Raw genomic sequence first — 19,889 nt, 5'->3', positions numbered from 1 at the left:
TCAACCCTTGACTGCACCGAGCGAGAGGCCTTCGACCAGATAGCGCTGCGCGTAGAGCGCGAGCAGCAGGGTCGGCGTCACCGACAGCACGATCGCCGCGGCGATCTGGCCGTATTGGATGCCGGACGCGGTGACGAAGGCGAGCGCACCGACCGTCACCGGCTGCTTGTCGGCCGACGCCAGGATCAGCGCAAAGACGAAATTGTTCCAGCAGAAGATGAAGGACAGCAGGCCTGCCGCCGCAATGCCGGGACCGGCGAGCGGCACGGCGATGCGCGTGAACGCCTCGCGCCAGGAATGCCCCGCCAGCCGGTAGGCGTGCTCGATATCCGGGCTGATGTCCTCGAAATAGCCGCGCACGATCCACAGGATCAGCGGCAGCGCGATCAGCTGATAGACCCAGACGATGCCGAAATAGGTGTCGTTGAGGCCGAGCTGCTGGTAGTAGAGCGACAGCGGCAGCAGGACCAGAAGCGGCGGCGCGAAGCGGAACGACAGCAGCGTGAAGGCGATGGTCTCGCCGAGCCGGAACTTGAACCGCGCGAAGGCATAGGCTGCGGGCACGCCGAGCAGCAACGCCAGGATCACGGACGCGCTCGACAGCACGAAGCTGTTCATGAGGTTGCGCATGAACGATATCTGCAGGTTGCCGGCGGCGGTCTTGAGCTGGCCCGAGATCAGCGCCTCGTAATTGGCAAGCGTCGGCTCGAACAGGATGCGCGGCGGAATGCGCAGGATCTGCTCGTTGGTCTGGAACGACATCAGGAGGATCCAGACGATCGGAAACATGAAGAACACGAGCACGAGCGCCAGCGCGATGCCGCGGAAGATGCGCCCCGTGAGACTGGAGTGATCCATCAGCAGCCTCCTTCAGGCGTGGCCGTGGGCGCGTTCGCGCAGCCGCAGCCAGTTCTTGATGAAGATGTTCGACAGGATGTTGGTGATCAGCCACAGGATCATCAGCAACGCCGCCGAGCGTCCGACATTGGTGTACTGGAAGAACTCCAGATAGGCCTGCACCTGGAACACCATCAGCCGGTCGCCGGGCCCGCCTTGCGTCATCGCATAAACGATGTCGAACTGCTGAATGGAGTCGAGCAGCCGGAACAGCGACGCGGTGATGATGTAGGGCGCGAGCATCGGCAGGGTGATGCGGAAGAACACGAAGCTCGCCGGCACGCCGTCGAGCGCCGCCGCCTCGAACGGCTGCCGCGGCAGCGAGCGCAGCCCCGCCAGCAGCAGGATCATGATGAAGGGCGTGTAGACCCAGACGTCGACCAGCACGACCGTGAACAGCGCGGTCGACGGATCGGAGGCCCATTTGAAGTCGGGCGCGCCGAGCAGGCCGACCAGATAGGACAGGATGCCGAAGCTCGGATTGGTCATCAGCTTCCACATCAAGGCGGCGATCGCCGGCGCCGTCATCAGCGGCAGCAGCAGCATGATCGAGACCGCATTATGGAAACGCGTCGGCCGCCGCAGCAACAGCGCGATGCCGAGACCGAGCAGCAGCTCGGCGATGACAGTCACCGCGGTATAGACCAGCGAGATCCGCAGCGTGTTCCAGAACGCGGGATCAGACAGGAAATCGATGTAGTTGTCGACGCCGATGAAGCCGCGCAGATACGGCAGATTGAGCCGGTAGCGCTGCAGCGAATAGACCGCGGCGGTGACGAACGGCACCAGGATGGCGATGCACACCAGCAGCGCCGGCAGGCTCAGGAGATACGGCAGCAGCCGCCCGCTCCAGCGTTTCGCGCGGCGCGGCGCCGCCTCGGTCTCGACTAGTTGGGCCATGCTCATGACAGGCGTGATCACATCGTCGCGGAGGATGGGGCCGGTCCGGACGCTTGTGGGGAGCGTCCGGACCGACGGGTGGTCATAGGAGATGCAGCGCGACCTCAGCCGAGGCCGGCCTGCTTCAGCTGACGGTTGATGCTCTCGGCCAACTTGTCGAGGCCCTCGTCAACGCTGATCTCCTTGGCCACCATCTTCTGCAGCGACGCCGCCCACTCCGTGGTGAGGTCGAAGAACAGCGGCTGCGCCGTGAAGTAGATCTTCGCGCCGGGCGCCGAGAGGTCGTGCTGCTCGAGATAGCCCGGATAGGATTTGGCGATGCGGTCGCGGAACTCGCTGTCCTTCCACACGGAGGTGCGGACGGGATTGACGAAGTCCATCTTGCGCGCGCCGAACAGATCGTGCTCGACCGAGGCTGCCCACTGCATGAACAGCCAGGCGGCGTCCTTCTGCTTGGAGAAGCTCGACATCGCCAGCGACCAGATCCAGACGTTCGGCGTCGGCGCCTTGGCGGCCGGATTGGCCGCGAACGGCGCGTAGCCGAGATTGCCGCGCTCCTTGTTCTCGCCGCCGTTCATGAAGTAGCCGAGAATGTCGGCGTCGAAGATCATGCCGGAGGCGCCGGCACCGAGATCGGTGCCGACCTGATACCACGTATAGGTCGACCAGTTCTTCGGACCCGAGCCCTGGATCATCTTGACCCATTTCTCGTGGAAGTCCTTCGAGGCCTTGGTGTTCATCGCGGCCTTGAGCTTGCCGCCCTCCATCACAAAATCCTTCTGGCCGAAATTCGCGTAGGCCGAGAGGAAGCCCGGATGGATCGTGGCCCAGGAGCGCGAGCCGCGCACGCCGACTCCGTAGGGACCGCCGGCATCCTTGGTGATCTTGGCCGCGACCTCCAGCATCTCATCGAGATTGGTCGGCGGCTTGACGCCGACCTTGCTGAAGATGTTGCGGTTATAGGTGATGTTGTTGAGCTCGTAGCCCCACGGAATGCACCACTGCTTGGCCTTGCCGGAGCCGAGCTCGGAGCCGGCGACGCCGTCCCAGGCGGTCGAGGAGCGCAGGCCGGGCAGCACGTCGTCCCAGGCGAAGGCCGGGTTGGTCTTGGCGGGGTCCTTGATGTAGGTGTTGAGGTCCTCGATCCAGCCGGCCGGACCATAGGTCCAGGTCATGTAGGCGCCGGTCATGAACGCGTCGTACTGATCCGACTTCGACGACAGCGCCGCCGTGACCTTGTCGAAATAGACGTCCTCCGGGAAGATGTCGTAGGTGACGTTCATGCCGGTGAGGCTCTTGAACGCCTCGATGTCGCCGATCATCGCATCGACGTAAGGATGCTTGTTGAGCAGCAGCTTGACGGTCTTGCCGCTCTGGGCCTTCCAGTTGAAGTCCGCGGCCATCGCCTGCGACATCGCCGACGCAAAGCCGGCATTGGCGGCGGCGCCGGCGATGCCGAGCTTGGCGGCACCGTCGAGCAGATCACGCCGGCTGATGCGCTTGCCGGCATAGGACGCAAAGAGATTCTTCTCACGATCGTACATTCAACCCTCCCTTTGTTTTTGTAAAACGTAGTTGCGTTACCTGCCCTTCCGACTTTTGTTTTTAAGAACACCGGATGTTTTCTCCGGCTTGTCGGTAGATAGTGCCTGAGCGGTCACCTCATCGATGATGAGGCCGTTCAGGAAGCCGCTGCGCAGCACCGCGCGCAGGGCCGTGATCTTCGCCTCGCCGCCGCCGATGGCGACGATGCGGTGCTTCTTCAAATCATCAGCCGCCATCGAGGTGGCCCGCGCGGAGAGATCGAGATCGAGCAGCTCGCCCTGGGCATTGAAGAAGTGGCCGAGCAGATCGGCGCAGGCGCCGGCGCGCTTCAGCTCGACGACCTCGTCCGGCTTGATCATGCCGCTCGACACCAGGAATCCGTCGGCGTGGATCTGCCCGATGCCGACGAACAGCAGCGAGGCCTGCTGCGCCAGCGCGAACACATCGGCGATGCCGAACTGCTGCATCAGCACGCGCCGGTCGGCGACGGAGTTGGCGAACACCGGCACCGGCAAGAGATAAGCTTCCGCGCCGGTGCGCTCGGCGAGCCGATGGATGACGTCGAACGGATTGGCAGCAAATTTGCGCGTCAGGCCGCCGAGCAGCGAGACGAACTGCACGTCACGCGCCGGCGTCTGCGGCAATTGCGCCACCACGGCCGCGAGCGTGCGGCCATGGCCGACGCCGATGATCTTGTCGTCGCCGCGCTCCAGCACCTGGCGCAGGAAGCTCGCGCCCTCCAGCGCCAGCGCCTTCAGCGGCAGGTCGCCCTCGCCGAGGTCAGGCGCGACGCGGCAGAAGTCGAGGCCATAGCGATCTGCGAGCGCATTCTCCAGCGCGACGCATTCGGCGACCGGGCCCTCGACGAAGACGCGGATCATGCCCTCGCGGCTGGCGCGCGCGATCAGCCGATGCGCCTTGGTGCTCTGGATGTTGAGCCGGTCGGCGACCTCCGACTGCGTCAGCCCGGCCGCGAAATACAGCCACGCGGCGCGCGTCGCCAGCGAGGCCTCGCCGTCCACCATGGGCGCTCTGTCGGAAGCTGTCGTCACGCGCGATTGCCTGCTTGCAAATTTCTTCACGTCTTGCAAAAAATTGCAGACGCCGATCCGGCCGTCAATCCCGAAAACGTGCTGCGGTGCGTCAGGGCGCGACGGCTCAGGCGAGCCTCGGCATGCTCGCCTGGTCACAACGAGAAGAGGTCGCATGAGGGAGTTGTTTGTCGGCATCGACGTCGGAACGAGCGGCGTGCGCGCCTGCGCCATCGATCATTGCGGCACGGTCCATGGCGCGGCTGCGGTGCCGCTGCCGCCGCCGCGTCAGATTGGCGCGGGCATCGAGCAGGATGCCGAATTGTGGTGGCAGGCGACGGTCGCGGCCCTGGGCAGGCTCGGCGCGCTGGTGGATCTCCACAGCGTGGCCCGCATCGCCGTCGACGGCACGTCGGGCACGCTGCTGCTGATCGATGCCGATGGACGCCCCTGCTCGCTTGGTCTGATGTACAACGATGCACGCGCGACTGATGAGGCCAAGCGGATCGCCGCGGTCGCGCCGCCCGAAAGCGGGGCGCATGGCACCAGCAGCCCGCTTGCCAAGCTGATGCATCTCTTGGCGTCGACCTCAGGCGCGGTCCGCGTCGCGCATCAGGCCGACTGGATCGCAGGGCGGCTCGCCGGCCGTCACGGCATCAGCGACGAGAACAACGCGCTCAAGCTCGGCTACGATCCGGTGCAGCGCCGCTGGCCGGATTGGCTCGATCAGCTCGGCGTGCCGCGCGAGGCGCTGCCGACCGTTCTTGTGCCCGGCATACAGTTCGCGGACATCGATCCCGCGATGGCGCGCGCGCTCGGCATCGCGTCGTCAGCGCGCATCGTCGCCGGCACCACCGACGGCGTCGCCGCCTTCATCGCGACCGGAGCCGACACGCCGGGCGATGCCGTGACCTCGCTCGGCACCACGCTGGTGCTGAAGGTGGTCGCGACGCAGCCGATCTTCGCCGCCGACCAGGGCGTGTATTCGCACCGGCTCGGCGACAAATGGCTCGCCGGCGGCGCCTCGAATTCCGGCGGCGGCGCGCTGCTGGCGCATTTCTCGACCGACGACATGGATCGCATGACCCCGCTGCTGCGCCCCGACGAGCCGACCGGCCTCGACTACTATCCATTGCCGAAGCCTGGCGAGCGTTTCCCGATCGCCGATCCCACTCTCGCGCCACGCGTGACACCGCGGCCGGCTGAGGATCACCGCTTCTTCCAGGCGCTGCTCGAAGGCATCACCGGCGTCGAGGCGCTGGCCTATCAGCGACTTCAGGCGCTCGGCGCCCCTTCCCTGCGGCGGGTGATCAGCATCGGCGGCGGCGCGAAAAACGCGTCCTGGAGCAGGATCCGCGAGCGGATCATCGGCGTGCCCGTCAGCGTCGCCACGCAGACCGAAGCGAGCTACGGCACCGCGCTGCTCGCCTTGCAGGGGCCGCCGCGATGACCGCCGCCGCATGCGAGATCAGCGGCCTGTCCGCCATCGCCGACCGGTTCGATCACGTGCTGCTCGACCAATGGGGCACCTTGCATGATGGCCGCACGGTGTTCCCCGCAGCGCTGGACTGCCTCGCCAAATTGAAGCGGGCTCGCAAGCCGATCCTGGTGCTGTCGAACTCCGGCAAGCGGGCACGCGCGAATGCCGAGCGGCTGACGCGCCTCGGGATTTCCCGCGCCGCCTATGACGGCATTCTCACCTCGGGCGAGGTCACCTGGGCCGGACTGCGCGACCGGACGCGCGCGCCGTTCACGGATTGCGGCGACACCTGCTTCCTGATCAGCCGCGGCGGCGACCGCTCCTTGATCGAGGACCTCGACATCGTGACGGTCGACGACGTCAGAGAAGCCGATTTCATCCTGCTCGGCGGCCTCGATGACGATCTGGCCGAGCCCGATCTCTGGCGGGAGCCCTTCGCGCAGGCGGCCGCGCGCGGCCTGCCGATGATCTGCGCCAATCCAGATTTGATGATGTTCGGTGCGAGCGGCCTCGTCCCTGCCCCCGGCACGCTGGCGCGCGCTTATGAATGGCTCGGCGGCGCGGTGACCTTCGTCGGCAAGCCGCATGCCCCGATCTTCGAGGCGGCGCTGGAGCAGCTCGGCCATCCCGATCCACGGCGCGTGCTGATGATCGGCGACTCGCTCGATCATGACGTCGCCGGCGCGCGCGCCATGGGCCTGCAGAGCCTGCTGCTCGCCGATGGCGTGCATCGCACCGCGCTTGCTGGAGCACCTGACCTGGCCGCGGCCACGCGAAAGCTCGCGGCGTCCACGAGCCGCATGCCGAATTGGACGATGCAACAGCTAAGCTGGTGAAGGAGACGGACGATGCGCGAAGCCGATGAGCTCAGTGCGCTGCGCCGGATGTCGGCGCGCGTCGGCCGCAACATGCTGCTGGTGCAGGGCGCCGGCGGCAACTCCTCGATCAAGCACGACGATGTCCTATGGGTGAAGGCGTCCGGCACCTGGCTGTCGGATGCCGATGACAAGGACATCTTCGTCCCGGTGCTGCTGCCGGCCGCGCGCGCGGCGCTCGCCGGCGATGACGAGCGCATCCCGCTCGCCGCGCCGGGTCCGTTGCGCGCCTCGATCGAGACCTCGCTGCATGCGCTGCTGCCGCACCGGGTCGTGCTGCATGTCCATGCCGTCAACACCATCGCCTGGGCCGCGCGCCGGGATGCGCGCGACGAATTCGCGGAACGGCTCGACGGCCGCGCCTGGCGGCATCTCGACTATTGTCATCCCGGCCTGCCGCTGGCGCGCGCGGTCAGCGCGATCGTGGCGCAAGCGCGCGTCGACGTGCTGATCCTCGGCAATCATGGCCTCGTCGTCGGCGCCGACACTTGCGACCAGGCCGAGGCGCTGGTGCACGACGTGGAGACCAGGCTGGCACTGCCGGTGCGCACCACGCCCGCGGCTGACGAAGAGGCATTGCGCCGTCTCTGCAGCTGCACCGATTATCGGCTGCCGCAGGATGCCGACAGCCACGGCATCGCCACCGATCCCTACAGCCGCGCCCTCGCGACCGGCGGCTCGCTGTATCCGGATCACGTCGTCTTCCTCGGCCCCGGCCTGCCGACGATCGAGGGCGCCGACGGCCTCGCCACCCTGCTCGCGCGAACACAGGCAAGCCAGCTGCCCGCCCCGGTCGCAGCGCTCGTGCCGGGCCTCGGCGCGATCATCCGCAGCGACGCCAGCCCTGGGGCCGAGGCGATGCTGAGCTGCCTTGCGCTCGTCACCAGCCGCCTGCCGCTCTCGGCCGAGATCAGCTATCTCTCCTCGCAGCACGAACAGATGCTGCTGAACTGGGACGCCGAGCGCTACCGGCAGCAATTGACTGCGAGCCGCCAATAGCGCCGTGCGGCATCGTTCGCAGCGCGCTCTGACGAGCCGAAATGGCCGCAGGCGCCGCAATTACAGAGGCCACCGAGGATAAATCGGCTGCGCGGACGAGCTTATTTCCACCGTCGTCTCAACGACATCACCACTGTCCAGTCCATCTGCGAAAAATTATCCTATTTCCTTTTTTCGGAAATCATGCTTGTATGCCTTCGTCCCGCCTCGCCAAGAGGGCGCATCGCGATCGTCACGACGCGCGGGGTGGGATGCGGTGGGCGTGTCGGCTCGCAGCGTGACGATGAGTCATGCGGACGAACGAGCTTGGCGCGCCGGCGAAATCGTAGGGTCCCGGTCTCCCGACGCCGAGGCCAAGTTCGCGACAACGCTTTCGCGTTGCGCGGGTGACGGGGGCAAGACAGCCGGTCCCCGGGGAGACGACGTATAAGCCGCTAAACCATCGCGCGGGGAATGCCGGGATGTCTCGGCTGAACCTGTGGTGACTGCCGCCTGCTTTTCTTTCTGCAGGCGGGCCATGGGTGCGGCCAGCGCCCGGCATTCCCTGCGCCCTCTACTTAAAGGGCGGAACGACCTGGACAGCTCGGACGCAACGGCGCCGCGAGACCGCAGTCTCGTGTCGCCGGCGCAACGCGTCCGCAGCGCATGCCCTGCCCGGGCTCAGCGGAGCAATCACGAGATCAGACGGATCAATTTGCTTAGCCGGCCGGATGGTCCGGCGCACCCCGATGAACGCCCGCCAGTGCGGCCCAACCCGCATCAGCCCGCGCCTCACGCTCCCGTCACACACGTTATTTAATTTTAAAACGCCACTTGCTGGGCAAAATTGGATTTAATATAAATTAAATCACGCGCCCGACCGATCATTTAAAGTCTCAGACAATCAAATCCTTGTTTTGGCAGGCCCCCGGACGGCTCCGACCTCCGAAGCGCAACTGATGAAGCTTCACGAACATGCTGCACAACCCTAACGCAAGCACGGTGGCCTTCACATCCCAGCAGGACCAGGGCTGGGAGCGCGCCGGTCCCGGCCCGTTCGACCTCGCGCTGGGCTTCCTGCGCCGGCGCTATCTGGTGATCGCGATCACCGCCGCGGCGTCGCTCGCCGCCAGCTTCGCCGTCCTGAAAATGATCCCGCCGACCTTTTCGGCGGATGTGAAGATCATGCTCGGCAGCGCCAAGCCGCCGGTCCTGCAGCCGCAGCCGGCGCAGGACGAGCCGCCGCTCGACATGGAATCCCAGATCGAGATCCTGAAATCGAAGTCGATCGCAACCGCCGTCATCACCAAGCTGAACCTCGCCGATGATCCCGACTACAGCGGCAGGGCGAGCCCGCTGCATGGCGCCGTGGATGCCATTCGCCGGCTGTCCGGCGCGGCGCCGGAGCCGGCCACGCCGTCGATGGACGATCTGCTCGACGAATTCCAGCGCCGCATGAACGCATTCAGGATCGGCACCAGCACCGTCGTCGAGGTCGACTACAGCGCGAGCGATCCGCAGCGCGCCGCGATGATCGCCAACGCCATCGTCAAGGAGTATTTCGACCAGCAGCTGAAGGCGGAGGCGAACGAGCACCGGACCGTCACCGCCTGGCTGCACGAGCGCCTGCAGGATCTCGGCAACGACGCCACCGCGGCCGAACGCGCCGTGAACGAGCTGAAGAGCCGGCACAACATCATCTCGGCCGACGGCCGCTTCATCGACCAGCAGCAGGTCACCGAGCTGACCAATCGCCTGGTCGCGGCCCGGACGCACGCAGCCTCGCTGATGACCAGGCTCAACCGGTTCGACGAGATGCTGGCGGCCAGCAATTCCGACAAGCCGATCGACAGCTTTGCTTCGGTCTCGGACTTCTCTCCGGCCGAGCTGAGCGGCAATCTCAATCCGCCCGACGGCCTGTCGCTCAGCAATTCGAACAGCACGCAGATCATCAACAGCCTGCGTCAGCAATATCTCGACAATGCGAAGCGGGAATACGAGTACGCCGCCAAGTTCGGCAATGATCATCAGGCCGTCATCAACATCCGCGCCACGATGAAGAGCATCCGCCAGGCGATCCACGACGAGGTGCGGCGCCTCGCCGACGTTGCCAGGCACGATTATGCGGAGGCCAAGCAGCAGCAGCAGGAGATCGAAAAGCAGCTCGCGCAGGCCGTGGCACGCTCGCAGGACACCCAGGCGGCCGAGGTCAGCATCCGGGAGCTCGAGACCAGCGCCAAGGGATATCGCGCCCTCTACGACACCTTCCTGCAGCGCTACATGGGCTCGGTCCAGCAGGGCTCGTTTCCGATCACCAAGGCGCGGGTCATTTCGGCCGCGACGCCGCCCAAGAAGAAGAGCAAGCCGAAGTCGATCGTGCTGCTGGGCATCGGTCTGCTCGGCGGCCTCGCTTTCGGCGGCGGCCTCGGGCTGCTGCGGGAGTTCAGGGATCGCAGCTTCCGCACGACCAATCAGGTCGAAGATCGGCTGCGCCTGCCCTGTCTTTCGGTCGTGCCTCTGCTCAACCTTGCTGACGTCGACAGGGTCACCAGAGAAGCGGCTCTCAAGCTGCCGGATACGACGCCGGCGGAGGACGGCCAGCGACTGGTGGCGCGCGGTCCGGGGACCTGCTGGGCGGCCTCTGCCATGCCGTCCTCGCGCTTCGCGGAATCGATCCGCTCGCTGAAGGTCGCCATCGAGCAGGATCCGAGCCGCAGCTCGCGCAAGGTCTTCGGCCTCACCTCGGCGCTGCCCGACGAGGGCAAGTCCGTGATTGCCGCCTCGCTCGCCCAATTGTTCGCCAGCTCGGGCAAGCGGGTCATCGTCGTCGATTGCGACCTCAGGAATCCCTCATTGTCCGCCATGCTGGCCCCCAATGCCTGCACCGGCATCGTCGACGTCGTGACCGGCGCGCGTCCGCTCGAGGACGCGCTGTGGACCGATCCGGTGACGCGGTTGCAGTTCCTTCCGGCCAAGGGCGCAGCGAGCGGCAGCAGCGACATTCTCGCCAACGAGCAGATGCGCAGGCTGTTCGAGCAGCTGCGGGACGCCTACGACTACGTCATTGTCGATCTGCCGCCGCTTGCGCCCGTGGTCGACGCCCGCGCCATATCCGGGCTGCTCGACAGCTTCGTCCTCGTAGTGGAATGGGGACGGACGCCGGCCGATGTGGTCGAGCATGCGCTGAACACGGCGCCGAACGTCTACGACGCGCTGCTCGGCGTGGTGCTCAACAAGACCGACATGAAGGCGCTGAAGCGTTACGCCAATCACTTCGGCGACTACTACAATCACAAATACTATGCCCGCTACGGGAGCGTCATGGCGGAGTAGATGGCGGGTGAGGCGCGCCGCGCGGCGTCCGCCGCGAGGCTCAGCGCTGATGCTCGGGGCGGATGGCGGGATGCGCGAGGCCGGCACGCTCCAGCACGCTGCGTAGATAGACGCCCAGGAGATAGCCGACCTGGAGGGCGACGAGACCGCCGACCCAGGGCAGCGCCGCGGACAGGCCGCCCAGGACCGCAACGGCGATGCACTCCGCAAAGCTGATCGCGACGAGCGCCAGCAGCGTGCGAACCTTGAAGATCGCTCCGGCCACTGCTCCCGCTGCAAAATGAAGCGCGATCACCCACATCAATGTTCAGGCCTCCTCGGCGTGGCGAGAGGCTAGCGACGATTGGTTAGCGATGAGCTAAGCCGCTGCAGGAGATTCGAACAAGCGCATGGGAGCAACACCGCACCGCGGAAAACCGCTACCGGCCACCCTGCGGTTGCAGCAACGGAGGCCGATGCTGCCAATGCGTGCTGTAGAGCCAGAGCACGACCGTGACCACGATGACGTCGACGAGGCCCACCAGGGTCTGTCCAAGCACCTGCGGGTGAATGCCCCCAATCAGGAGCGCCAGCTTGACCGATTGGCGAACGACCTCCGACCCCAGAAACGCGATCAGCGAGTTCTGGCCGACATTGAGCACCAGCGCCACGGCCGGCGACTGCCTGGTGCGCGCGAACACGGCCCACAGCACTGCGAGCAGCAGCGGCAGGCTCCACAGCAGGTTGACGAGCTTGTCGAACCGGTACGGATACTTCTCGCCATTGCTCGGAAAGCCCAGCCACCCGTCAAGCAACAGCCCGAAGACGAAGATCGCCGCCATTGCCACGTAGAACGGCCGGCCGATCAGGCGGCCGCGGCGGTGGAGGTCTCCGAGCCAGGTGCCGATCATCAGGAAGAGCTGCATCTGCAGCGAGAACAGCAGCAGGATCGCGGCGGGATTCTCCAGCCCTCCGGCCTCGGTATTCGCGAACCAGGTACAGACCGCGAAGATCGCTGCCGACACTGTAAGCACCAGCACCCGGTTGCGCTTGAACAGCGGCAGGATCATGGGCAGCAGCAGGAACGTCAGCCCGTAGAATTTGAGGATGGTGATGCCGGTCGGCTCGGACTGAAACGTGAGCACGTCGAAGATCGCCTGCCCGACCGGCTCGCGCTTCTTGCCGAGAACGGCCATGCCGATGGCCACCGGAACCGAGATGACGAAGTAGGCGGCGAGAACCTTCAGCCCGCGGCTGACGAGCTCTCCGTAGTGATCCTTGTGCAGGTAGACGTAGCCGACCATGAAGCCCGAGATCACGACGAACAGCTCGGCAAAGGGATTGAACTTCGTGAACAGATCGACGGAGTCGGGAAACACGTTTGCGGTGTGGTGATAGAACACGAACAGCATCGAGCAGCTTCGATAGAAATCGATCAGCACCTCGCGCCGTGTCTGTCCCGCCGCACTCACTGTTCGTCTCCGATACGGCCGTCGCGGCACGACGGCGTCAAGCCAAGCGCGGTCTGGCGGGATGTTTCAAGGACGGTCATGGAGCTCCAGGCCGCCGAAATGGAAGATCCTCGCCAGCAGCGGCGAGACGCCGACGAAAGCCGCCTCGCACCCGTTCGCGTCCAGCTGCTTCCGGAGCATGAGCAGCAGCCCGAGAAAGCGCGCATCGATGGCGCAGACATTGGAAAAATCGAGCGTCACCGGCTTGCGCAAAGCGGCCGCGGCCCGGAAGACCGGAATGGCGCGGTCGACATGCCGCGCATCCGCGGCGCCCGACAGGCTCAGCGTGACCGCCCGCGCACCGTAGTCCTGAGTGATCGTCAGCGCCTCTCCGCGCTCATGCGTCCGCCGCATCCACCAGGTCCAGAACACGAAGGGCAGCACGTGGGTGAACACGAGGCGCAGCATCGCCGTCCCGTCGTGCCAGTAGCGTCGCCAGAGATACGGCTCCTCCTTGATGCGCCACAGCCACTCCAGGCCAAACCGGCGCAGGATCTCCGGCGCCCGCGCCACCGTGCCGGCCTGGAAGTTCAGCGCTGCTCCGAGATGGGCGCGGACCGGAATCTCGAGCCGCTCATGATTACGTTGGAGCCAGGACTGCCCCTTCTGGCTGCTCAGCGACGCAACCAGAAAATCCGCGCCGCTAGCATTGATCTCATTGATGATGTCGTCCCGGCTCATTTCCTCGGCCGAGCAATAGCCGGGGTTCGACCAGCCGACGCATCGCAGGCCACTGGCCTGACTGTTCAGCCGCCGCGCCGCCAGCTCGGCGGCCCCTTGCGGGCCTCCGAACAGAAACAGCTTCAGCGCGCTCGCCGGACCTTCGTCCGTCTTCAGCGCATCGAAAATATCGGCACCGGCCGTCCGGCTCTTGATCGGAATGCCAATCAGGCGGGCGATCCAGACCACCGGCATGCCGTCGACGGTGCAGAGGTCGCTCAGGATGAGCGACTCCCTGAAGCTCCTGTCGGACTGGCTGGCCACCAGGAAATTGAGATTGGGCGTGGAAATGAGAAGGCGGGTCTTGCGACGGGCAGCGTCGCGGATGCGACGCAGGACACCGCGCATGCCGATGGCGTCGACCGGCACGCCGAGGACGCAGTAGACATCGCGCGCCAGATCGTCAGGAACGACAGACTCGGCCGTCGGCGTCTCGGACCAGCCGAGGCCCGCGCCGGCACGGTCCACGCGGTAGGAGGAGCGCCCGGCCTCCTGCAGTTCGTGCGTGGTCAGCATCCACCGCTCTCCGTCAATCGCCTTGCTGCACGAGGATGCCGCGTTGGCGGGATCGTCGCGGAGCCCTCGCCTCGCTTGAAGAAGGCGGTGGCCCAAAAACATCATTTAATTTTAAATGATCCGATACATTTAATATGGTTTAATTGTGAATGACAGAGCAGATTCCCGGCAGATCCGCAGCAATACGCGCCCGGCCATGTGAAATGTCTTTATTTAATTCGGGATCCAGATCATGATTATTCTGCCACCGTTCGGCGGCGTGCCCGTTTTCGAGTTTTGAGCAGAGCGCGAATGCCCAGAGTTCAAGCGATGACCTTCACGGCGGCCACCGCCGCGCGCGCTCACGGGAAGAGCTTCGATCCCTGCGCTCTGCTCCCGGTCCTGGCCTTTTCCTACTCCGCGCTCATTCAGCCGCTGATCTATTTCAGCTTTCCGCCGTCGCCCGGGCTGCAAGGCCTGCTGGAAAGCCGCGTCGAAAACCGGATCTTCTGGCCGGCTCTTGCCGCCATCGCCATCATCGTTGCGGCCCATCGGTTGGCGCGCGGCGGCCGTCTCACCGCACCGCCGAACATCGTCAGCCTCTGCGCCTATTTCGCTTTCGCCGGCGCCAGCATCGCCTGGGCCTTCAAGCCGGAATTCGCCTTCGTCCGCTTCGTGCAGGAGGCGATGGTGCTCACGGCCGTCGTGCTGCCTGCCCTGTTGTCGAATCCACGCGCCGACATCCTGCGCGGCGTTTTCCTCTGCATGGCGACCGGCGTGATCCTCAATGTCATGCTGATCCCCGGCGGCTATGCGACCTACGCGCAATATGGCTCCGCGCTGGTCGATATCGGCTACCAGGGCTATTTCTCAGACAAGAACCTGCTGGGCGAATTTGCCGCGATCGCCTTTCTGTTAGCGGTTCACGAGCTGCTGTACCCCGGCTTTCGGCGTGCGCTCGGCCTCGTCGTGGCGATCGCGGCCGTGGTCCTGATCTTCCTCTCCAGCTCCAAGACGGCGCTCGGCCTTGCCCTCCTGGCCCCCGTCCTCGCTTTATTGACGCTCTCGGTCTCCAGGACGTTGCGGCTCGCGCCGGTCCTGATCCTTGCGGTGCTGCTGCTGGGCTATGTCGTGTTCGGCGGGCTCGCCGGCTTCACCACGAGCCGCATCGCCTATCTGCTGACCGGGGATTCAAGCTTCACCGGCCGGACAACGATATGGGCCTTCTCGGAAATGGAGATCGCAAAGCGGCCGCTGCTGGGCTGGGGCTATCAGAGCTTCTGGCTGGTCGGCGCCGATGCGCCGAGCATCACGGACGCGCCCGGTTGGGTGAAAGCCATGCCGAACTCGCACAACGGCTACTACGACACCATGCTGGAGCTCGGCTATGTGGGCCTCGCCCTTCTGCTGGCGTTCCTCGCGACCACCGTTCATGTCATCGGCCGCGTGATGACTCACGATCACAAGCGCGCATGGATCCTGCTGTCGGTCGCCTTGTTCGTCATGTTCTACAACTTTCTCGAGACGCTCTGGCTGCGCGCCTTCGATGTGTCCTGGGTCGTCTTCGTGCTCGTGGCCGTCGAAGCCGCGCGCTATTGGCGCCGGTCGCCGCTCACGATGCCGAGCCGACAGAGCGCAAGCCGGCGCTCTGCCGGTTTCGCTCGGCCACGCCCGATGTGGAAGCCGCGGCTCGGTGTCCGCTCTTGAGCGTGTCTGTCGGATTATCGTGTCGTCGCCGGCGCTGGCGCGAACGGAGTGCCGGCATCGAGCCGTGCCTTGGCCGGCAACGTGTGCAGCTTGGGATCACCGGCCGGATCGACCCAGGGCCAGGAGAGATCGCCGAAGAAGGCCGGCTTGGCGTTGAGATACAACGAGGCCGGCAGAGGCCGGGCCTGCAGGCCCTCCGTCCAGACAACCGTGTTGGTGAGATAATCGAAATTGCCGCCGCGGATCACAGTCGCCAACGTCTTCGGATCCGGCCCCATCGTCCATCGCTCCGGATCATAGCCGAGCATCCAGATGTTCCCCATTCCCCCCTGCCCCCAGCGGGCCGCATTGGCAGCCATCGACGGATCATCATAGCTCCAGCCCCTCATGCGCCCGGATTGGCCCAACACATTGCCGACAAACGAATCCCACCATGATCCATAGGCGAGCCCAATCGTCCGCAGGCCTGAACGGTCGACGAAGCGCTGGCGCTGGCCCGTCAGATGATTGCGGAAGAAGGTGAGATAGATGGCGTTGCCATGCGTGAAGTCGCTGTCGGCGTTATGGGACAGGTTCCCCTCGAACAGGACATGATGCGAGCCCGCCATGTGCGACGCGTTGATCCCGACCTCGACCCAGCCGGGATTGTCGAAATCGAAGGAATCGTCGGCATAGTTGTAGCCGACGACGCTACCGGCCCCGGACGAGCGGAACACCATGGTCTTGCAGACGTCGACGAGGATGTTGTTCTCGATCAGGACCTCCGACGAGCCCCAGGCCAGGCTGAGCGCATAGCCGGCTCCGCCGGGCTGCGGCCAGGAGCCGGCGTGAATATAGGAGTCGCGCAACTCGACCCGGAATGAATTGTTGATCGCCACGCCCTCGCCGAGCCACTGCGTGACTTCGATCGCCTTCGCCCACGAATAGGCGGCGGTCTCGAACCTCAGCGCCCCGTCCGCGCCGCCGATGATGCTGAGATCCTCGACGCCTACATGGGCGACATGGATGTCACGGTTGTTGGCCGCGTGGCTGCCGCTGTTCGGATCGGTGCTGTACGGAGTGAGCTGGGCGTCATGGCTGGTGCGGTAGCTGATCGTCAGCGGCGAGGTGAACGTCACCGTGGCTCCTGAAACGGATGCGATCTCCTTGATCTCGGAGGTCGCCCGGTCGACCCGCGCGAACCACGACATCGATTTCGGCAGCACACCGGGCGTCTGATCATAGGGGCCCGCGGCATTCGCCGCGCCATTGTCGTCGCCCGGCTGCACCGGATTGTGCATGTTCCAGGCGACGCGATCGCCCTGCCAAACCCTGGCGTTCGACGGAAAGCCGGATGGCGTTGCCTGCCATGAGGCGCCTGAGACTTCGTCCAGCAGGACGATGTCGCCGGCCCGCAACGGCGCGGCATTGGCCAACGTAATGCTCGTCGCCCCCTGGCTGCCATCGGCCACGAGGCTCCGCGAAGCGGTGCTGTCGGGGCCGTTATTCCACCGGGATGGACCGACGATGATGACGGGCTTAGGATCATAGGCATACGAGCTCGGATCGACCGGCGTCAGAATGCCCTTGGTGCCGGCGATGACCGCGGACGTTCTCGCTCTCGCACCGTTGGGCTTGACGAGCTTGGTCACACCAGCACCCGAGCCGCGGAGCGTGACCGGACGACTGATCAATAACGGCTCGTTCAGAACGAACGTGCCTGGTCCGAGCATCACCACCTGCCCGATCGGCGCGGCATAGAGCGCCGCCTGAATCGCGGGGGTGTCGTCGGCCCCGCTGGGCGACAATGCTCGATAGATGGTGGTGCGGTTCGGAATCCCACCTGCTGACATCAGGCCCGGCGTCCAAACGGCCACGCGATCTGCCGGCAACAATGTCGCGGCCGATCCTGCTGACCCCAATGGCGTCACCGGCTCCGAGGCTTCGGCCCTGCAGCCGGCCGGCTGGAACAGCGCCAGCGCTGCCAGAAACGCCGCGCCGAGAGCTGTTCTGTTCATGACGCCCATGCCACCAGCCTCCTCCGCGTCAGCAGGCTCAGCGTGGTCCGCCGAGGCCGCGCCGATTTAAAATCACCATGATTTTGACACGCGCGGCGACATAATATTAAGTCGTTATTTAATTTATTGAAAGCCGGCCGGTCGCCATTGGCTTTCGACGGAGGGATTGAGACGTGACGCCATCGCGCCGCTACCTGCTGATCTCGCCGTGCCGGGACGAGGCAGACTATCTTCGCCGGACGCTCGACAGCGTGGCGGCGCAATCCGTGCCGCCCGCACTGTGGATCGTCGTCGACGACGGTTCCAGCGACGACACGCCGCAAATCCTCGACGAATATGCGCAGCGCCTGCCCTGTCTGCGCGTCGTGCGCCGCGCCGATCGCGGCGGACGCAAGGTCGGGCCGGGCGTGATCGAAGCCTTCTATGCCGGGCTCGACACGGTGCGGCTCGAGGATTTCGACTATGTCTGCAAGCTCGACATGGACCTCGATCTGCCCGCGCGCTATTTCGAGCTGCTGATGGAGCGGATGGAGGCGGACCCGCGGGTCGGAACCACCTCGGGCAAGCCGTGGTTCGTCCATCCGCAGACCGGCGCGCTGGAGCCGGAGGTCTGCGGCGACGAGATGTCGGTCGGCATGACCAAATTCTATCGCGTCGCCTGCTTCCAGGAGATCGGCGGCTTCGTACGCCAGGTGATGTGGGACGGCATCGACTGCCACCGCTGCCGCATGCTCGGCTGGATCGCCGAGAGCATCGACAGCGAGGCGCTGCGCTTCGTCCATCTGCGGCCCCAGGGCGCCAGTCACAAGGGCATCTGGACCGGCCGGCTGCGCAAGGGCTTCGGCCAGTATTTCATGGGCACATCGCCGCTCTACCATGTCGCAGTTGCCGTCTATCACCTGCCTGCCTATCCCGCCCTGATCGGCAGCATGGCGATGCTGTGGGGCTACTTCCGCAGCTGGCTGAAGGGTCTGCCGCGCTACGACGATCTCGAGTTCCGGCATTTCCTGCGCGCCTATCAGCGCGCCTGCCTGCGTCTTGGCAAGCGGGCCGCCACGGCGCGGATCAATGCCGAGCGCGCTGCGCTGTGGCAGGCCACGCATCCCCTGTCCGAGACCAGGTGATCAGACGGACGATCGCGCCGATGTCGCCTGGACGATTGCGAAGCTGAGATCCTTCTCAAACTTTTCCGGATATCATGGCCGATATTCTCGAATTGAATCCTCTTGCCGCTTCCTCTGCCTCGCCCCGCGAGAGCAGCGATGCGCGCACCGTTACGCCGGCGCAGGCCGGCATGTCTGTCACGATCCCGTCGCTGGATGGCATCCGCGCATTATCAGTGCTGATTGTCGTCCTCGGCCATTCCGGTCTCCAGGCGCAGATTCCGGGCGGGTTCGGCGTCACCGTGTTCTTCTTCCTGAGCGGCTTCCTGATCACGACCCTCATGATGTCAGAGCATCAGCGGACCGGCACGCTGGCGATCTCGAAATTCTACGCGCGCCGTGCGTTCAGGCTGATGCCACCTTTGCTGATCACCTTGGCGATCGCCTATGGCCTCACCTATGCTGGCCTGCTCGACGGCGGGATCACCTGGAAGGGATTGGCCGCCCAGTTGCTGTACTTCGCCAACTACTACGGCCTGTTCTTCGACCCGGGCAACACCGTTCCCGACGGCACCGGCATTCTGTGGTCGCTCGCGGTCGAGGAGCATTTCTATATCTTCTATCCGCTACTGATGACCGCGCTGCTCGGCGCGTCGCTGCGACCGCGGACCATCGGCATGCTGCTCGGCGGCGTCTGCCTTGCGGTTCTCGCCTGGCGCATCCATCTCGTCCATGCTCCCGGCTTCTTCTCCGACCGGACCTATTACGCCTCGGACACCCGCATCGATTCGATCGCCTTTGGCTGCATTCTCGCATTGGTCATCAACCCCGCGCGTCAGCGTGCGCCTGCGGTCGCGATGTTAGCCACGCAATGGCTGCTACTGCTGGGCGCTGTCGCCGTGCTGCTGGTGTCGCTGATCTACCGTGATCCGACGTTTCGAGAGACGGCGCGCTACAGCCTGCAGGGCCTCGCCCTGATGCCGCTGTTCTACTTCGCAGTCCGGTTCGCCGATGCGCCGCTGTTTCGTCCTCTCAATCGCCCGGGGTTGATGACGCTGGGCACATATTCCTACGCGATCTACCTGATCCACAACGTCGTCATCCGGGTCCTCGACAAGAACTTCCCCGCCATTGCAGCAAAGCCCTACCTGCTCTTTCCGCTCGCTCTGCTGATCTCCATCGTCTATGCGGCAGCGATCGAGCGGTTCGTCGAGCCGTATTTCAGACAGCTCAGGCATAGGTTGAGGCCGGCATCCGCCGGGACTTCGCCCGCGGGGAGCGAACGGAGAGCCTCGGCCGCATCGGCTGGCAATGTCGCGGAAGCTAAAGCGTGAGGTC

Annotated in this window: 15 protein-coding genes; 7 read left to right on the top strand and 8 right to left on the bottom strand. The window is 65.1% G+C overall.

Annotation, left to right across the window (positions count from 1 at the left end; genetic code table 11):
• From ACVILH_RS18895 to ACVILH_RS18880, 4 genes are all read right to left on the bottom strand, one after another.
• A complete protein-coding gene (locus ACVILH_RS18895) occupies positions 1 to 858 on the bottom strand; it encodes a carbohydrate ABC transporter permease (RefSeq protein ID WP_456714228.1) in 858 nt (285 codons plus the stop codon).
• A 12-nt stretch (positions 859 to 870) separates the two neighbouring features.
• On the bottom strand, positions 871 to 1,803 hold the full coding sequence (locus ACVILH_RS18890; protein ID WP_374940875.1) for a carbohydrate ABC transporter permease: 933 nt from the start codon (positions 1,801 to 1,803) through the stop codon (positions 871 to 873).
• A 98-nt stretch (positions 1,804 to 1,901) separates the two neighbouring features.
• Positions 1,902 to 3,341 carry an extracellular solute-binding protein gene (locus ACVILH_RS18885; protein WP_456714227.1) on the bottom strand — a complete coding sequence of 480 codons (1,440 nt, stop codon included), beginning with the start codon at positions 3,339 to 3,341 and terminating at the stop codon, positions 1,902 to 1,904.
• Positions 3,342 to 3,377: 36 nt separating this feature from the next.
• Positions 3,378 to 4,367, bottom strand: coding sequence for a sugar-binding transcriptional regulator (locus ACVILH_RS18880; protein ID WP_456714226.1), 990 nt, complete (start codon positions 4,365 to 4,367; stop codon positions 3,378 to 3,380).
• A 181-nt stretch (positions 4,368 to 4,548) separates the two neighbouring features.
• Here ACVILH_RS18880 and ACVILH_RS18875 point away from each other — a divergent pair, with 181 nt between their 5' ends.
• From ACVILH_RS18875 to ACVILH_RS18860, 4 genes are all read left to right on the top strand, one after another.
• Positions 4,549 to 5,823 carry an FGGY-family carbohydrate kinase gene (locus ACVILH_RS18875; protein WP_456714225.1) on the top strand — a complete coding sequence of 425 codons (1,275 nt, stop codon included), beginning with the start codon at positions 4,549 to 4,551 and terminating at the stop codon, positions 5,821 to 5,823.
• Entirely contained in the window at positions 5,820 to 6,689 is an 870-nt protein-coding gene (locus ACVILH_RS18870) for a TIGR01459 family HAD-type hydrolase (protein WP_456714224.1), read from the top strand. The genes ACVILH_RS18875 and ACVILH_RS18870 overlap by 4 nt, the downstream gene beginning before the upstream one ends.
• Positions 6,690 to 6,701: 12 nt before the next feature.
• Positions 6,702 to 7,727, top strand: coding sequence for a class II aldolase/adducin family protein (locus ACVILH_RS18865; RefSeq protein ID WP_456714223.1), 1,026 nt, complete (start codon positions 6,702 to 6,704; stop codon positions 7,725 to 7,727).
• 954 nt (positions 7,728 to 8,681) lie between these two features.
• Positions 8,682 to 11,039: a polysaccharide biosynthesis tyrosine autokinase gene (locus ACVILH_RS18860; protein WP_456714222.1), complete on the top strand. Its 2,358-nt coding sequence runs from the start codon at positions 8,682 to 8,684 to the stop codon at positions 11,037 to 11,039.
• Between the two features lie 40 nt (positions 11,040 to 11,079).
• Here ACVILH_RS18860 and ACVILH_RS18855 read toward each other — a convergent pair whose 3' ends face one another.
• The 3 genes from ACVILH_RS18855 to ACVILH_RS18845 form a co-directional block, all read right to left on the bottom strand.
• A complete protein-coding gene (locus tag ACVILH_RS18855; protein ID WP_456714221.1) occupies positions 11,080 to 11,340 on the bottom strand; it encodes a hypothetical protein in 261 nt (86 codons plus the stop codon).
• A gap of 118 nt (positions 11,341 to 11,458) precedes the next feature.
• Positions 11,459 to 12,490: an OpgC domain-containing protein gene (gene opgC / locus ACVILH_RS18850; RefSeq protein WP_456714220.1), complete on the bottom strand. Its 1,032-nt coding sequence runs from the start codon at positions 12,488 to 12,490 to the stop codon at positions 11,459 to 11,461.
• Positions 12,491 to 12,556: 66 nt separating this feature from the next.
• Positions 12,557 to 13,861, bottom strand: coding sequence for a WecB/TagA/CpsF family glycosyltransferase (locus ACVILH_RS18845; protein ID WP_456714219.1), 1,305 nt, complete (start codon positions 13,859 to 13,861; stop codon positions 12,557 to 12,559).
• A gap of 195 nt (positions 13,862 to 14,056) precedes the next feature.
• Between ACVILH_RS18845 and ACVILH_RS18840 the strand changes: the two genes are divergently transcribed.
• The gene (locus ACVILH_RS18840) at positions 14,057 to 15,451 is read left to right on the top strand and encodes an O-antigen ligase family protein (RefSeq protein WP_456714218.1); all 1,395 of its coding nucleotides are present in this window, start codon (positions 14,057 to 14,059) and stop codon (positions 15,449 to 15,451) included.
• Positions 15,452 to 15,465: 14 nt separating this feature from the next.
• On the opposite strand, the gene ACVILH_RS18835 is transcribed toward ACVILH_RS18840, so the two are convergent.
• Positions 15,466 to 17,448, bottom strand: coding sequence for a pectate lyase (locus ACVILH_RS18835; protein WP_456714217.1), 1,983 nt, complete (start codon positions 17,446 to 17,448; stop codon positions 15,466 to 15,468).
• Positions 17,449 to 17,621: 173 nt separating this feature from the next.
• On the opposite strand from ACVILH_RS18835, the gene ACVILH_RS18830 reads away from it, so the two are divergent.
• Both ACVILH_RS18830 and ACVILH_RS18825 read left to right on the top strand, forming a co-directional pair.
• Entirely contained in the window at positions 17,622 to 18,572 is a 951-nt protein-coding gene (locus ACVILH_RS18830) for a glycosyltransferase family 2 protein (protein WP_456714216.1), read from the top strand.
• 170 nt (positions 18,573 to 18,742) lie between these two features.
• A complete protein-coding gene (locus ACVILH_RS18825; protein ID WP_456714215.1) occupies positions 18,743 to 19,885 on the top strand; it encodes an acyltransferase family protein in 1,143 nt (380 codons plus the stop codon).
• Positions 19,886 to 19,889: the final 4 nt, after the last annotated feature.

The sequence above is a fragment of the Bradyrhizobium sp. USDA 4353 genome (assembly GCF_054063215.1).
This window is presented reverse-complemented; position numbering and strand designations above follow the sequence as displayed.

Excerpts from the sequence above, each read along its gene's own strand:
- ACVILH_RS18895 (WP_456714228.1), bottom strand. The coding sequence starts at position 858 with ATGGATCACTCCAGTCTCACGGGGCGCATCTTCCGCGGCATCGCGCTG.
- ACVILH_RS18890 (WP_374940875.1), bottom strand. The coding sequence starts at position 1,803 with ATGAGCATGGCCCAACTAGTCGAGACCGAGGCGGCGCCGCGCCGCGCG.
- ACVILH_RS18885 (WP_456714227.1), bottom strand. The coding sequence starts at position 3,341 with ATGTACGATCGTGAGAAGAATCTCTTTGCGTCCTATGCCGGCAAGCGC.
- ACVILH_RS18880 (WP_456714226.1), bottom strand. The coding sequence starts at position 4,367 with ATGGTGGACGGCGAGGCCTCGCTGGCGACGCGCGCCGCGTGGCTGTAT.
- ACVILH_RS18875 (WP_456714225.1), top strand. The coding sequence starts at position 4,549 with ATGAGGGAGTTGTTTGTCGGCATCGACGTCGGAACGAGCGGCGTGCGC.
- ACVILH_RS18870 (WP_456714224.1), top strand. The coding sequence starts at position 5,820 with ATGACCGCCGCCGCATGCGAGATCAGCGGCCTGTCCGCCATCGCCGAC.
- ACVILH_RS18865 (WP_456714223.1), top strand. The coding sequence starts at position 6,702 with ATGCGCGAAGCCGATGAGCTCAGTGCGCTGCGCCGGATGTCGGCGCGC.
- ACVILH_RS18860 (WP_456714222.1), top strand. The coding sequence starts at position 8,682 with ATGCTGCACAACCCTAACGCAAGCACGGTGGCCTTCACATCCCAGCAG.
- ACVILH_RS18855 (WP_456714221.1), bottom strand. The coding sequence starts at position 11,340 with ATGTGGGTGATCGCGCTTCATTTTGCAGCGGGAGCAGTGGCCGGAGCG.
- ACVILH_RS18840 (WP_456714218.1), top strand. The coding sequence starts at position 14,057 with ATGCCCAGAGTTCAAGCGATGACCTTCACGGCGGCCACCGCCGCGCGC.
- ACVILH_RS18835 (WP_456714217.1), bottom strand. The coding sequence starts at position 17,448 with ATGAACAGAACAGCTCTCGGCGCGGCGTTTCTGGCAGCGCTGGCGCTG.
- ACVILH_RS18825 (WP_456714215.1), top strand. The coding sequence starts at position 18,743 with ATGTCTGTCACGATCCCGTCGCTGGATGGCATCCGCGCATTATCAGTG.